This is a genomic window from Vibrio sp. T20 (assembly GCF_007858795.1).
GTDB classification, from domain to species: Bacteria; Pseudomonadota; Gammaproteobacteria; order Enterobacterales; family Vibrionaceae; genus Vibrio; species Vibrio satsumensis.
In genome coordinates, this window is sequence record NZ_VFEB01000091.1 from 344,417 (window position 1) to 359,636 (window position 15,220).

A 15,220-nucleotide genomic window follows, 5' to 3' on the forward strand; every position below is an offset into this window, starting at 1 on the left:
ATGCGAATTGGGCAACCTTAAGCGCAAGCTTGAACTGTACGAAAAGATATTTCAGGCTTTTGGGCCTGGTGTATCACGCTGCCAAGTCAGTCAAATAGCAACGCTTCTACATGTTAGTGAGCGTCACGTTCAAACTCTACTCAAAGCAATGACAGCGCAAGGCTGGATTGAGTGGCAAGCCAGTTCTGGGCGCAACAAAAAGGCACAGCTCACGTGTCTGGTTGAACCGATGGATATTTGTTACCAATACGCACAAAACCAAGTAGATTCAGGTAACGTCGAGCAGGTATTTAGCACCTTGAGCTTTAACGGACGCAACGCTGGCGCGGAACTGCAAGCTTTTCTAAGCAGCGCCAATCAATCTGCACAGAGCGTCGCGTACATTCCCTTTCACCGTGAGCTCGAGACTCTTCATCCTCAACGAGTACTTAGGCGCACCGAACGCTTCTTAGTGATGCAGGTGTGCCAACGCCTCACCTCCGTTCAGCACGGTAAGCTCAGCGGCGATTTAGCCTACCATTGGCAACCCAATGAAGATGCAACGATCTGGCATTTCCAAATTCGTAATGGCGTTCAATTCCACAGCGGTCGAACACTGGAAGCTCAAGACATAGCTCGCAACCTTAACTCACTCAGCCAAGACAAAATATGGCGTCGCTGCTATCAGCATATTGATGAGGCCTCTGTCTCGACTGGTAATGTGCTTGTCGTGAAATTGAATCAACCTGATTGGTATTTACCGCGCTTGCTTGCCAGAGTTGAAGCCTCCATTTTTGATCACTCATCTGCGACCGATAGGCTGATTGGTTCTGGCGCATTCTCGTTAGACATTTTCTCAAGCAAGATGTTGAGATTGAGCCGCAATAGCGCGTATGTACACAGTACGCCCATTCTCAATCGAGTTGAGTTGTGGGTCTATCCAGAATGGGCACAGAGTAAAGCTTGCGCTCAAAATCAGGTGTGTGTGAAGCTGCCTGAAAAGACGATCACCGTGCGTGGCGATGACAATTCTTCCCAACCGGAATTCGGCTCAACCTTCTTTATGATTCAAAGTCCGATGTTGTCGAAAGCCGTTCGTGAATTCACCGTTGAAGACACATCTGAATGCCAAGCACTATTCAAACAGTTATCGGTTTCTGGCGAGAGCCCGATTGGCGTTGAATATGGACACTACCTAACCATCAAAGACGTCGCGCTATGCAGCATTATTGATGAAAACGACACCTTTGCTTCGTGGCTAAGCTTCTTCAGTCGGTTCCCGTTTGAGGACTTAGCTCTATCCTCTGAGATGCTAAAAACAATAGAACAAGGCTTAGCTTCAATAACAAACCAGCCAAACTTTGAGTTAGCAATGAATGCACTGTTGATGCTTCGGCTTTGGTTGAATGACTCTGGGATTGTGGTTGAGATCAAGCAAGAGGCGTTCAACTTAGAGGTTTCTGAAAAGATACACGGCGCGCAAGTGAATGGTTTCGGTTGGTGCGAACTCGACAAGTTATGGATTAGCCATTTGTAAATCTAACCATGTTCAAAATAAGTCATTAGGTACAGCAACTTATCTTTAACACTCCCCTGCCAATAGCAAGGTAATCGGGTGCTAATGTACTCTGGAAGTAATACTCAACAAAAAATAACACAAGCTAAACAGCCATAATAAGAAGGTAAACCATGACTCGACACTTAAAAGGCTCATTACTGTTTCTTTGCGCATTCTCTTTTAACAGCATGGCGAGCACCCAATGCGACGCACTAACTGGTTGTGAAAAGAAATTCTGTGAGATCGAATATCAAATAAAGAAAGCGGAGCAGTACGATAATCAGTACAAAGTGGAGCGATTAACCACGGCGTTAAAAGCCGCGAAAGAGAACTGCACTAATGAAGGCTTGAAGGATGATCTCCGTGAGAAGATTGAATCCAATGAAGAAGATTTGGCCGAATACAGAGCCGACTTAGAAGAAGCAAAAAGAGACGATAAAGCGGATAAGATTCAAAAATACCAACATAAGATCGAAAAAGAACTGCATAAAATCGATCGCTCAAAGCAAGAGTTAGCAGAGCTCCCTTAAGCAGCAATTGTTTTCAGCTAAGCCCCTTGTTCTAAGCTACTCCCTAGTTTTGATACATCATTTAGCTACCAATGATGTATCAAAACTAGAAACAAAAATGGCCTTACATATTAATAAGGCCATTTAAAGCATGCTGATTTAAACAACATCCACAATTAACAAAGCAAATTCGACAGCTTATCCCACCAACGCCAATTCAGACTCTTTATAGATGCGATTAGCTATCTTATACGCTGCCGGTGACGTCAGCCTCTCCTTGCATCGACTCTTAAACTGCTCGATGTCGATCGCCTGTTCTTCCAATAAGTACGTCAGCTCACTCAAAGAGTTAGCCTCAAACACAGCTTGGCCAAGTGGGGTGCATGCGTATCTGCTCGACTCTTGATAACCAATCACAGTCAGTACCGATTCAGGCAGATCCCAGAACTTTGCAATCGTGTAAGTCAGGCGAATAGAATAGCTATTAATCAAGCGCTTCAATGCCAACGAGTTAGGCGGAACTGAAGGGTCAACATGCTTGAAAGCTTCCACCATCATTTGGAAAATGATCATCTTGCCTAGGTTACGGATCAACCCAACAAAATATGCGGTAGCTTGGTCTTCTTGAGATGGCGACTCTTTCATTAACTCCTTAGAAAAAGAAGCAGTTTGAACACTGTGATTCCAAATTTTCTCACCGAAATGACGCCAGTAAATATTATTGCCCGGTGTGAAGTTCTTCATGTAAGAATTCACCACCCCCTCAACAAGGCCTTGAGAGCCCATATTTAAGAATGCGGTTTTTAGGTTCGTCACCTGCTTTTCATTACGTTTGTAGAACGCACTGTTAGCCAGTTTAATCACATCGGCCGCCATACTCGGCTCGCGCTCAATCACTCTTAACAGTGCATCGACATCAAATTCGTCGCTCTGTAATTCTGCCATCAATGTAGTCACTGAGGCTGGCATCACTGGCAATTCATTGAGCAAGGCTTTTGGAGAGCGAATCAAATGTTCGATCTGACAAGCGACAAAATCGCTAAATGGGTCTGACTCTGTTCGAAGGCGAGACTCTCCAAACAAGTAATCAAGAAACTCACCATCGTGAAGGCTCATCGCTTTGTCGACGATTAATGATGATGGTTGAGCTGACGAAGGCGGAACAAAGATTGAAGAGCGAACAGAATCAGTAGCAACGATTTGTTGTTGCTCTTTTTGGGCAGGCTCTGCAGAGGGTTTGTTTTTTGAATCAACAAAAGGCGAGAATAGTGCCTGCAATACCCTTTTAAACATCAATACGGCTCCTAGATGAATACAAAACAGAACGGGATATATAACGGCGGCGATTATTACATAGCAGACTCATAAACCATACAATGATAAATAAATCATTAATTTTTCAGCTGTATAGGATCTGTTACTCATCAAGTTGTTAAACCAAACTTACGTATCTCCCAGAAACAAAAAGAGCGAGCTATTAACGCTTGCTCACTCTTCCATCAATCTAAATCGTAAAGCTGACTAAAACTAGCGCTCTGCCACTTCTAGCACAATCTTGCCCATAAACCTCAGTCAAACAAGGCTCAATCAGAACACGTTCGCCAATACTTCGTTGCCAACGGCTACGAATCAAGAAAATGAAAAATTCCGCACCCAATAGAATGCGGAATTTATCGATATCGATCAGAAAGTTACCGTTTAAGCTAGAGTCGACTGCGTATCGTCACCAACACAGATAACGCGCCACAAAGTACCAGTACCACGCCTAGATCTTGAATCATTCCCGCTAAAGCGAGCCCTGTACCGATCAAGGTGTAGTACATCAAACCAAACAGTGCGCCAGCGCTTCCTGCTTGAGATTGGTAGCGAACCAAGGCACGGCTCAATACATTAGGAATCGCGATTCCAAACGCCATCACCACCAGCATCATCGGAAGTAAAAACCATATTGACTGCTGTGAAAAATAGACACCCACCGCACCTAATGTTTGAAGCCCTGCCGCTAAGCTAATCAAAGAGATAGATGACACTTTTCGTTTCAATAGTGCCTTATTAACCAAACTTCCCAACAAGGTTCCGAACCCAAGCACAACACCACTATAACCAAACTGCTCGATGCTGAATCCAAGCTGTAAGAAGGTGAATGAACCCAATTGGTAATACGAAAACAACGCAATATTGAACGATGCGACAAGCAGCGCTGAAATCCAAATACTGCCGTCTTTGGCCATGCGTATACCGAGCGATTTTAACTGCAACGGTTGCTTAGATTGCTGTGTTTCCGGCAAAGACCACAAACTGTGTGCTATTAGTGCCAACACCATAATTAGTAAGGCAGTAAATACGTATTGATGCCCGCCTGTTTGACTTAATTGACCACCCAGCAACAATCCGATGATTGGACTAATCGATAGCCCCATCCCCATGTAACCAAATACCTTAGCTAGCTCTGTTCCACTAAAAGCATCTCGAAGCATGGTTTGAGTGACGACAGAGCCAACTGCAAGTCCGAAAGCCCCCATCGCTCTTGCTATCATCAACCACGTAAAACTGTCGGTTTGCATGGCTATGAGTGCAGAACAGGCGAATAATCCCATCCCCAATAACATGGTGGGACGACGTCCCCATTTATCCGCTAACACGCCCCATACCACCACACCCAGCGCAAATGCAGAGAAGTAAATCGATAGAGTTTGAGCGGCTTGTGTGTAACTAACATCAAAGGATTTCGATATTGAATCCAGAGTCGGGCTATAGATGGTTTCTGCGATTTGCGGGAACATCAACAGCAGCACCATTTGCCACAAAGAAGGTTTTGTTTTCATCATTTTTCCAAGACCAGTGAACTTGACGCGAAGTCTAGAGGAAACTAACCTTGACCCGTTAACAACATTAAAACCAAAAACAACAAGATTGGGACAAATGGCATTAATTAGTGAGACCATCGAGTTTGATGCAGATAGTTTACCCGCGCCTGTAATTGGCATTGCCGCAGAGCTAGGCAAACATGACTCGGGTATACATCACCACGTTAAGGGGCAACTTCTGTATGCTCCGCAAGGCTGCATCACCTTGACCTTAGAAAACGCCCTTTGCATTTTACCGCCGACCAAGGCCGTGTGGATCCCGCCCTATACCAAGCACCGAGCGCAGATGACCAATGTGGTTGCCTATCGCTCGCTCTATTTCGACAGTGGTATTTACACATGCCCAGAAAACATAGAAATTGTAGAAGTAAATGAGCTACTAAAGGCTCTGATCAACAAAATGGCTTTTTGGGATTGGGACATTGCGTCCGAGCAAACCACCAATACTGCCAACCTGTTTTGGGAAGAGTTTTACAGCGCCAATCAACACTCGTTTATCTTGCCGCTACCAACAGATCGCCGCTTTAAAAGCTTTTGCAAACGAGTCCGAACCGCCTCGTTTCTTGCCCCAGCCCTGTCGACATTAGCGAGCTCGGTTGGCGCAAGCACCAAGACGATTACTCGATTATTCAAAGCCGAAACAGGCATGACCTATCAAGAATGGCGTCAGCAATGGCGCTTGTTTAAAGCGATTGAACTGCTTTCAGAAAACCGACAAGTTGGTGATGTGGCACATCTGCTAGAGTTCTCGTCCAACAGTGCATTTATCGCTTTTTTCAAACAGCAAACCGGACAAACGCCACTGGCTTTTACCAAGTTAGGGACGTGATCGCTGTAATACAAACTCTTAGATTTTACTTAGCTCAGATACAAAAAAACCAGAGCATGAGTTCTGGTTTTTAAGAATATTTTAAAGCTAGATGCAATCGTTATTTGGTGTAGAAAGCGCGTTTCAAGGCCATCTCTAAACCACGAACTTCAGCTAAGCCTTTCAACCGACCAATCGCAGAATAACCTGGGTTAGTGGTTTTCTTCAGGTCATCCAGCATTTGGTGACCGTGATCCGGACGCATTGGAATTAAGCGGTGATCGCCCACTTCTGCGCGACGATTTTCTTCATCCAAAATGGCCATCACAACATTGTACATGTCCACATCACCATCTAGGTGCGCTGCTTCGTGGAATGTCATTGGGTTGCTCTCTTCACGCTTAGTTGAACGCAGATGCGTAAAGTAAATTCGGTCACCGTGCTTTTTGATCATATTAACCAGATCATTGTCGCCACGAACACCGTATGAACCCGTACACATCGTCAAGCCATTCATTTTGCTCGGTACATGCTCGGTCAACCAATCAATGTCTTCGATCGTTGAAACGATGCGAGGCAAGCCTAGAATTGGACGCGGTGGATCGTCTGGGTGAACCGCCATCTTCAAACCACTCGCATCACAGATAGGCATCAGCTCAGCGAGGAAGTAAGACATGTGCTCACGTAGCTTGTCTTTGTCGATTCCCGCATACCGATCCAGCTGTGCTTGAAACGCTTCTAGTGTATAGCCTTCTTCAGCGCCCGGCAGGCCAGCGATGATGTTATTGGTCAGCTGTTGGATTTGGTCTGGCGTCATGTTGTTGAAGTAATACAACGCTTGCGCTTGCTCTGATTCTGAATAGTCCGATTCTGCCCCCGGACGCTTCAAGATATGCAGCTCAAATGCCGCAAACGCGATTTGGTCAAAACGCAGTGCGCGAGAGCCATCTGGCATTTCAAATTCTAAATCAGTGCGCGTCCAGTCCAACACTGGCATGAAGTTATAGCAAACTGTGTCAATGCCACACTCAGCAAGGTTAGCCAGAGTTTGCTTATAGTTATCAATCCATTGCTGATAGTTGCCAGTTTGAGTTTTGATCTCTTCATGAACAGGCACACTTTCTACTACCGACCACGTTAAACCTTTCTCTTCGATGATGGCTTTACGCTTCAGGATTTCTTCTTTTGTCCAAACTTCACCATTTGGAATATGGTGCAGTGCATTCACAATACCAGTTGCGCCCGCTTGACGAATATCGTCTAGCGAAACTTGATCATTAGGGCCGTACCAACGCCACGTTTGTTCCATGAGACTTACCTTTCTTTAAGACGCACTTAGCCGGCTCGAATTAATCAAGCTAAATGCAATAACGACTTCTTAATGACAGCAATGACAATTACTGCCCGAGATAGCACCGGTCTACGCCGGTCTAAAGACGATTACCTATCTACAACCTAGTGAATGAATCAGCTTTCAAGAGGAACCTTGTCGCTAAATTCAACGTTAGCTTTCAGAACTAACTTTCTGTGCTAAGCAGTACCACTGGGTTAGAACTAAATAAGTAGCCATCAAAGTTTGGGTCATCAATGTCTGACAGCGCTAACAAACGCTGTTTAACATTCTCAAGGTGTTGCCACATTGCGTTCTTAGCAGCGACAGGGTCTTTGCGCTGTAAGGCGGCGAGGATACGAGCGTGATCATCTAACCATTCTTCACGGTAATCTTGACCACTGATGTGAGAGTGGAGTTTATTCCACATTGGACTCTTTTCGCGTCGATCCCAGGATTGCTTCAACATGTCTACTAGCACAGAGTTTTGAGTAGCCTCTGCAATACACATGTGAAATTTTTCATCTCCGCTACAATCGGTGGTGCCGCTTGCAAGCTCTTCGCGCTCGAGTTCGAGTGCAGAGCGCATCTTAATGATGTCGCCCGGAGTGACCTGAGTTGCCGCAAACTCCGCAATATTACTTTCCAGCAATTGACGGGCTTGCAGCATCTCGAATGGACCAGCATCATCGCTGACCACATTCTCGCGAGAATGAGTAGGAATGTTCAGGACATAAACACCTGACCCTTTTTTTACCTCAACTAAGTTTTCAAGCTCCAGCATGATGATCGCTTCACGCACCACAGTGCGGCTTACATCTAGACGATCAGCAATATCGCGTTCTGGAGGTAACCTATCTCCGACCTTATACAGGCCTTCAATAAGTTCTTTTCTTAGTACTAACCCTATCTCCTGATAAGGTCTTTTCGGCTCGAAAGGCATCATGATGATATTGTCACTTCTTTCCATTGTATTTCTCTCGCCATCATAATGACCAAATATAATTGGTCAACCTCTATATCCTAAAATGCAGTAACACCTTGTTTTTGTATTACTCTTTTTTCTATATTTGCTCGTTATTCAACAGCCTGAATACGGTCAATCAATGCACTCAATTCTGGGTCCGCTTTATCTAGCGCGTCGTACATAGGTTGAACCGCTAGTGCGAACGCAGCCTTGTCTGGTTCCACAAAAGTAACACCCATTTCCTCGGCTTTAGCACGCTCTTTTGCTTCCGATTCAGCCCACAATTTTTTCATCAATTCAGATGAATCACTTGCCGCTTTCATTAGCGCATCTTGTTGCTCTGTAGTCAGTTTGTCGTATGCTTTGGTTGAGATAACCAACACATCCGGAACCATCGTGTGCTCATCTAAGCTGAAGTATTTAGATACTTCACTGTGACGGCTCAAGCTGAAAGAAGGAATGTTATTTTCAGCCGCATCCACTACACCTTGCTGCAGTGCTGTGTACAACTCACCGTAAGCTAGTGGCGTTGGGTTACCGCCTAACGCTTTCACCATCGCAATTGCTGATGGGCTTGGTTGAACACGAACTTTCAAACCTTTCAGATCTTCTGGTGTGTTAATTGGCTTGTTGGTATAGAAGCTACGCGCACCAGCGTCGTAGTAAGTCACACCAATAAAGCCGCTATCACGAGAAGAGTTAAGAATGTCACGGCCTACTTCACCATCAGTCACACTGTAGTAGTGCGCTTGATCGCGGAATAAGTAAGGCATGTTGAATGATGAATAAGCGGGAGAAAAAGCTTCTAGCTCAGCAGCATTACTTTTCACCATATCTAAAGCGCCGTTCTGCATCAGCTCCATAGATTCACGCTGTGTACCCAATTGAGCATCAGGGTAAATACGAATACGCACCTCACCATCCGTCAATTCACGTACTTCTTTCGCCATAAACGTCATCGCTTCATGTACTGCATGGTCACGAGGGTGGTTATGGCTCAGTTTCAATGTTGTCGCTGCATAAGCAGAAGCTGTTGCTCCAAAAGTGAAAGCAGCACCGACAACCGCACTAATCAAAGTTTTACGCGTCATCATCATTCTTATTCTCCGTGGATTGGTTATCCAAAATGTAGGGTGTTTTTTGTTATGGGCTCATATTGGGGCTCAAGAAAGGAACCGTCAAAGCGAAATTTAAAATTGATTGACCAATATCACAATAAAAACCCACAAATTGGTTAACCAAAATCATTTGTGAAGTTGCTCACGCCAACCAAAAAATGAATAGCTTATGATTCAGCCAGATTTTTGAACATCCCATCCCTACATAGAAACAATTTCTTACATTGGTAAACCAATTGTTATGAGATACGCAATTTTGTTGAAAGGAAATAAACATGAATAAATTGGTCAGTTACATAAATAGAGGGTTGGCCGCCTTTACAGTGTCTCTATCGTCTTTCTTAGTACTGTGTGTGATATGGCAGGTCTTATCCCGCTATGTTATTGGCAAACCAAGTACTGTTACCGACGAGCTCGCGCGTTATCTCTTTATGTGGGTAGCCTTAATTGGTGCTGCTTACACTACGGGTCTGAAACGCCACCTTGCCATCGACCTGCTTACGATGAAGCTGACTGGCAAACGCAAATTAATCAACGAAATCGTTATCCAAATAGCCATCGCTTCTTTCTCTTATATCGTTCTGGTACACGGTGGAAGCCAACTTGCTGCTAAAACGCTTGCGATGGGACAGCTGACTCCCGCTCTAGGTTTAGAAATGGGCTACATCTACTTCTGCTTACCGATTAGTGGCGCTTTGATGATTTTTTACTCCGTCGTATTTACCTACGAACGCGTTAAACAATTAATGTCAGGTGACGATTTGATCACCGACTCACAACTTGATTGATAGAAGGATTTCACAATGGAATGGCAAGTAATACTGACCTTATTCGGTAGTTTCGCTGTACTGCTTACAATCGGTGTACCGGTCTCTTTTGCGATTGGTTTATCGTCACTGGCAACCATCTTGATGAGCTTACCGCTTGAGCCTGCAATCGCTGTAGTTGCTCAACGTATGGCTGCTGGCCTTGATAACTTTGCTCTACTGGCAATCCCGTTCTTCATTTTGGCGGGCAACATCATGAACCAAGGCGGCATCGCGCTGCGTTTGATCAACTTCGCGAAAGTGTTGGGTGGTCGTCTACCGGGTTCATTGGCACACGTAAACGTGATGGCAAACATGATGTTTGGTTCTATCTCAGGATCAGCGGTTGCATCGGCTGCTGCAGTTGGTGGCACCATGTCTCCTCTACAAAAGAAAGACGGCTATGATGAAAACTTCTCTGCTGCGGTAAACATTACTTCGTGCCCTACTGGTCTATTGATTCCGCCAAGTAACACGCTGATCGTTTTCTCATTGGTTTCTGGTGGTACTTCAATTGCGGCGCTGTTCTTAGCGGGCTACATCCCAGGTATCTTGATGGGATTAAGTATCATGATTGTGGCGGGTATCATTGCGAAACGTCGCGGTTACCCAGTAGCAGCGCGTCCTTCATTATCAATGGTTTGGGATACCTTCCTAAAAGCGGCACCTTCTTTAGCACTGATCGGCATCATCATGGGCGGCATCATTGGCGGTATCTTTACTGCAACTGAGGCTTCCGCAATTGCTGTGGTATACACGTTTGTTTTAGCTGTGCTTGTCTACCGTGAAGTGAAATGGGGTGATATTCCAAAGATTATCCTTGAGTCTGCAGTAACAACATCTATCGTTCTATTACTTGTTGGCGCATCAATGGGGATGTCTTGGGCAATGGCGAACGCCGATGTGCCTTACATGATTGCTGATGCATTATTGGCGGTTTCTGATAACCCGCTAATGATTCTATTGATCATCAACATCATCCTGCTGATTGTGGGTATCTTCATGGATATGACGCCAGCGGTACTGATCTTCACTCCAATCTTCTTGCCAATCGCATTGGATCTAGGCATCGATCCTGTTCACTTCGGCATCATGATGACATTCAACCTAGCTATCGGTATCTGTACGCCGCCAGTAGGTAGTGCTCTATTCATCGGTTGTTCGGTTGCCAACATCGCTATCGACAAAGTCATCAAGCCGTTACTGCCATTCTATGCAGCACTGATTGCTGCCCTAATGGCCGTTACTTTTATCCCTGAGCTGAGCTTGTTCCTACCTGAATTGGTACTGGGCTACGGTTCGTAATTTGGTCACAGAGATATTCTAAGACTGCTAAACACTCAAACGTATAATCAAATAATAAAATCCCGTTGGCTCGCTGGCGGGAAAAGGAACTGAATAATGAAGACTGTTGCTAACTCTACGCTGCCAAACACTGTATTACGACCTGACTACGACCGTTCAGCACTCCAAAGCCGTATTGTGCACCTAGGTTTTGGTGCATTTCACCGAGCTCACCAAGCGCTATTCACCAATGAAATGCTCAGCAAAACCAACACTGATTGGGGCATTAGTGAGATAAACCTATTCGGCGGCGAAGACCTAATTAAATCACTTCGCGCGCAAGACCACCTTTACACCGTAGCTGAAAAAGGCGCTGAATCCACAGACGTTAAAGTGATCGGCTCAGTGACAGAATCTCTTCACCCAAGCCTAGACGGCATCGAAACCGTATTAAAAAAAATGGCAGAGCCTCAAGTCGCTATCGTGTCTATGACCATCACAGAAAAAGGCTACTGCGCTGACCCAGCGACCGGAAAACTCGACAAAAATAACCCATTAGTCATCGCTGACCTAGCTAACCCAACTCAACCAAAATCTGCGCTTGGCTATATTGTCCAAGCCCTAAAAATTCGCCGCGAACGTGGCTTAACACCATTCACGGTGATGTCTTGCGACAACGTGCAAGAGAACGGTCATGTAGCAAAAGCAGCGATCATTGAGTTTGCTCAACTGCTTGACCCAGAATTACGTGATTGGATTGAAACCAATGTCACCTTCCCATGCACCATGGTTGACCGCATCGTACCTGCAGCAACCGAAGAGACACTAACTGAAATTGCAGAACTGCTTGGTTGTGAAGACCCATGCGGTATCGCCTGTGAACCCTTCCGCCAATGGGTGATTGAAGATAATTTTGTTGCGGGGCGTCCAGACTGGAATGTTGCTGGTGCAGAGTTCGTAGAAGATGTAGTGCCTTACGAAGAGATGAAACTGCGCATGCTCAATGGCAGTCACTCTTTCCTTGCTTACCTTGGATACCTTGGTGGCTACGACCATATTTCCGACACCATGACAGATGCAGGCTACCGAAAAGCCGCTTTTGACATGATGATGAAATCACAAGCGCCGTCGTTAACGATGCCTGAAGGGACTGATTTAGAAGGTTACGCAAGCTTGCTGATCAACCGTTTCACTAACCCAAGCTTGAAGCATAAGACCTGGCAGATTGCGATGGATGGCAGCCAGAAGATCCCTCAACGTATGGGTGGCAGCTTACGATTCCATTTAGAGCAAGGCTCAGATTTCACATGGCTTGCAACCGCTATTGCTGGCTGGATGCGCTATGTATCTGGTGTTGATGAGCAAGGTAAGGAGATTGATGTTCGCGATCCAATGGCGGATACACTACGCCAGATCTGCGACCAGCATGGACTCAATGTTTCTGTGGTTCCGGCATTGCTTGCTGTTGAAGCGATTTTCCCTGCCGAGCTAGGCAAAAACCCGCAAGTCATAGATGCGGTATGTTCAGCGTACCAATCACTAATTGAACACGGTGCCGTTGCGACCGTGGCTGCGTTATAAGGAGTACAAACAATGAAGAATTTCTTATGTGAAGACTTTTTACTGTCTAATGAGACTGCACGCCGTTTGTACCATGAACACGCAAGCCACCAGCCTATTTATGACTATCACTGCCACCTAAACCCGGCAGAAGTGGCTCAAGACCGTCAGTTCGAAAATATGTCTAAGATTTGGCTTGAAGGTGACCACTATAAATGGCGTGGCATGCGTTCAGCAGGAATTGACGAGCGTCTGATCACCGGAGATGCAAGCGATTATGATAAGTTCATGGCATGGGCTAAAACTGTCCCTCAAACCTTAGGTAATCCTCTTTACCACTGGACGCACTTAGAGCTACGCCGCCCATTTGGTATTACTGGCACTCTATTTGGCCCAGAGACAGCCGACCAAATTTGGCATGAAGGCAACGAGCTATTAGCGACACCGGAATTTAGTGCTCGCGGCATCATGCAACAGATGAACGTTGTGATGGCAGGTACGACAGACGATCCGATTGATTCTCTTGAACACCATAAAGCGATCGCTCAAGACAGTTCATTTGATGTGAAAGTTCTACCGAGTTGGCGCCCAGATAAAGCGTTCAAAATTGAGCTTGATGGCTTTGCTGATTACCTGCAAAAGTTAAGTATGGTTGCTGACATTGAGATCACTCGCTTCCATCATCTACTAAGTGCTTTAGATAGCCGCTTAGCACATTTCAACGCTCATGGTTGCCGTGCAGCAGACCACGGTATTGAAGTGGTTCGCTACGCACCTATTCCATCGGAATCAGATTTAGATTCCCTATTAGCTCGACGCCGCGATGGCGAAACGCTCACAGAACTAGAATGTGCACAGTTTTCAACAGCGGTTCAAGTGTGGTTAGGCAAGCGTTACGCCGCAATGGGTTGGGTAATGCAGCTTCACATTGGTGCTCAGCGCAATAACAACACGCGTATGTTCCAACTGTTAGGCGCAGATGCAGGGTTTGATTCGATTAGCGATAAGACGTTTGCATTCGAATTGGCTCACCTATTAGACGAGATGGATCAAAGCAATGAATTGCCTCGCACCATCCTTTACTGCTTAAACCCTCGCGATAACGAGATGATGGCAACCATGATTGGTAACTTCCAAGGTGGCGGCATCGCGGGCAAAGTCCAGTTCGGTTCTGGTTGGTGGTTCAACGATCAGAAAGACGGCATGCAACGCCAAATGGAGCAGTTATCTCAACTTGGCCTGCTCAGCCAGTTTGTCGGCATGCTGACCGATTCTCGCAGCTTCCTGTCTTACACTCGTCACGAATATTTCCGCCGTATCTTATGTGACATGGTTGGCCGCTGGGCTGAAAATGGTGAAGTACCAAATGATATGTCACTGCTTGGTCCAATGATTGAAGACATCTGTTTTGGTAATGCTAAGCGTTACTTTGAAGAGAGGGCATAACTGATGAAACATATCGCCATTATTGGTGAATGTATGATTGAGCTGAACGGAAAACCATTTGGCTCAATGCATCAAACATTCGGTGGTGACACACTGAATGCCGCGATTTATCTAAGTCGTGGCTGTGAAGCCAATGTAAACCTTGGGGACGTTAAAGTCTCTTATGTCACTGCTCTTGGTACCGACCCCATTAGTAAAGGTATGCTGTCTCGCTGGCAAGATGAGGGCGTTGCGACGGATTTAGTACTCCTTGATGAAACTCGCACACCCGGCTTATACCTAATCCAACTTGATGACCAAGGTGAGCGTACATTCTTATACTGGCGCAACCAATCTGCAGCGCGATACCTGCTTCAACATCCAAGTTTCGCACAGATCAAGCAAGCATTAACTCAAGTAGACGTGGTTTTCTTAAGTGGCATTACCTTAGCTATTTTACCGGAAGAAGATCGTATCTCGTTGCTCAATCTGTTGGTCGAACTCAAAACACAAGGGGTTGAAGTCGCTTTTGATAGTAACTTCCGCCCAGCGCTATGGCCACAAGACGACAATCAGACCGTAAAAAACATTTACCAAGCCATGTATCAACTCACTGATGTTGCACTGGTAACGTTTGATGATGAACAGCTGATTTGGGGTGACAGCTCCCCAGAACAAACGATAAACCGCCTGAAGACATTAGGCGTAAACAAGTGCATCATAAAATTAGGCGCTGATGGCTGCCTAATTCAAGATTCCACGAATCAGGGTTCAGGTACGGTTTTGGCTCCACAACCCGTGCCAACCCAACCTGTCGCACAAGTGGTGGACACCACCTCCGCAGGCGATTCATTTAATGGTGGCTTCTTATCGGCATACCTTGTAGGCGCAGATTTAGCGACCGCATGCCAAAGAGGCAACGCAATGGCTGGCGCGGTGATTCAACATCGTGGCGCTATCATTCCAAAAGCATTCACACAACCGGCGCTTGGCGTCGCTTAAGGACCAC

Annotated in this window: 13 protein-coding genes; 8 read left to right on the forward strand and 5 right to left on the reverse strand. The window is 45.7% G+C overall.

Annotated features, from left to right (window positions below; translation table 11 throughout):
* The first annotated feature begins 7 nt into the window (after positions 1-7).
* Positions 8-1,516 carry an SgrR family transcriptional regulator gene (locus tag FTW16_RS11105; protein ID WP_146491100.1) on the forward strand — a complete coding sequence of 503 codons (1,509 nt, stop codon included), beginning with the start codon at positions 8-10 and terminating at the stop codon, positions 1,514-1,516.
* A gap of 152 nt (positions 1,517-1,668) precedes the next feature.
* Positions 1,669-2,067, forward strand: coding sequence for a DUF1090 domain-containing protein (locus FTW16_RS11110; protein ID WP_146491101.1), 399 nt, complete (start codon positions 1,669-1,671; stop codon positions 2,065-2,067).
* Positions 2,068-2,244: 177 nt separating this feature from the next.
* Here the strand turns inward: FTW16_RS11110 and FTW16_RS11115 are convergent, their stop codons facing one another.
* Together FTW16_RS11115 and FTW16_RS11120 are read right to left on the reverse strand one after the other, a co-directional pair.
* Positions 2,245-3,339: an HDOD domain-containing protein gene (locus tag FTW16_RS11115; RefSeq protein ID WP_146491191.1), complete on the reverse strand. Its 1,095-nt coding sequence runs from the start codon at positions 3,337-3,339 to the stop codon at positions 2,245-2,247.
* Between the two features lie 410 nt (positions 3,340-3,749).
* Positions 3,750-4,871 carry a multidrug effflux MFS transporter gene (locus FTW16_RS11120; protein WP_146491102.1) on the reverse strand — a complete coding sequence of 374 codons (1,122 nt, stop codon included), beginning with the start codon at positions 4,869-4,871 and terminating at the stop codon, positions 3,750-3,752.
* 97 nt (positions 4,872-4,968) lie between these two features.
* Between FTW16_RS11120 and FTW16_RS11125 the strand changes: the two genes are divergently transcribed.
* Positions 4,969-5,742 (forward strand): AraC family transcriptional regulator, encoded by a 774-nt coding sequence (locus tag FTW16_RS11125; protein WP_146491103.1) that lies wholly within the window; start codon positions 4,969-4,971, stop codon positions 5,740-5,742.
* 100 nt (positions 5,743-5,842) lie between these two features.
* On the opposite strand, the gene uxuA is transcribed toward FTW16_RS11125, so the two are convergent.
* The 3 genes from uxuA to FTW16_RS11140 all read right to left on the reverse strand — a co-directional run bounded on the left by uxuA (position 5,843) and on the right by FTW16_RS11140 (position 9,112).
* On the reverse strand, positions 5,843-7,030 hold the full coding sequence (uxuA, locus tag FTW16_RS11130; RefSeq protein WP_146491104.1) for a mannonate dehydratase: 1,188 nt from the start codon (positions 7,028-7,030) through the stop codon (positions 5,843-5,845).
* A gap of 208 nt (positions 7,031-7,238) precedes the next feature.
* Positions 7,239-8,021, reverse strand: a complete 783-nt coding sequence (locus FTW16_RS11135; RefSeq protein ID WP_146491105.1) for an FCD domain-containing protein — start codon at positions 8,019-8,021, stop codon at positions 7,239-7,241.
* Positions 8,022-8,128: 107 nt separating this feature from the next.
* Positions 8,129-9,112 carry a TRAP transporter substrate-binding protein gene (locus tag FTW16_RS11140; RefSeq protein WP_048610358.1) on the reverse strand — a complete coding sequence of 328 codons (984 nt, stop codon included), beginning with the start codon at positions 9,110-9,112 and terminating at the stop codon, positions 8,129-8,131.
* 299 nt (positions 9,113-9,411) lie between these two features.
* Between FTW16_RS11140 and FTW16_RS11145 the strand changes: the two genes are divergently transcribed.
* From FTW16_RS11145 to FTW16_RS11165, 5 genes are all read left to right on the forward strand, one after another.
* Positions 9,412-9,924: a TRAP transporter small permease gene (locus tag FTW16_RS11145; protein ID WP_048609952.1), complete on the forward strand. Its 513-nt coding sequence runs from the start codon at positions 9,412-9,414 to the stop codon at positions 9,922-9,924.
* Positions 9,925-9,939: 15 nt separating this feature from the next.
* Positions 9,940-11,247 (forward strand): TRAP transporter large permease, encoded by a 1,308-nt coding sequence (locus FTW16_RS11150; RefSeq protein WP_048609953.1) that lies wholly within the window; start codon positions 9,940-9,942, stop codon positions 11,245-11,247.
* Positions 11,248-11,343: 96 nt separating this feature from the next.
* Complete coding sequence (locus tag FTW16_RS11155) at positions 11,344-12,807, forward strand: fructuronate reductase (protein ID WP_146491106.1); 1,464 nt, start codon at positions 11,344-11,346, stop codon at positions 12,805-12,807.
* A gap of 12 nt (positions 12,808-12,819) precedes the next feature.
* Entirely contained in the window at positions 12,820-14,232 is a 1,413-nt protein-coding gene (gene uxaC, locus FTW16_RS11160; RefSeq protein WP_146491107.1) for a glucuronate isomerase, read from the forward strand.
* 3 nt (positions 14,233-14,235) lie between these two features.
* Entirely contained in the window at positions 14,236-15,213 is a 978-nt protein-coding gene (locus FTW16_RS11165) for a sugar kinase (protein ID WP_146491108.1), read from the forward strand.
* Positions 15,214-15,220 lie beyond the last annotated feature (7 nt).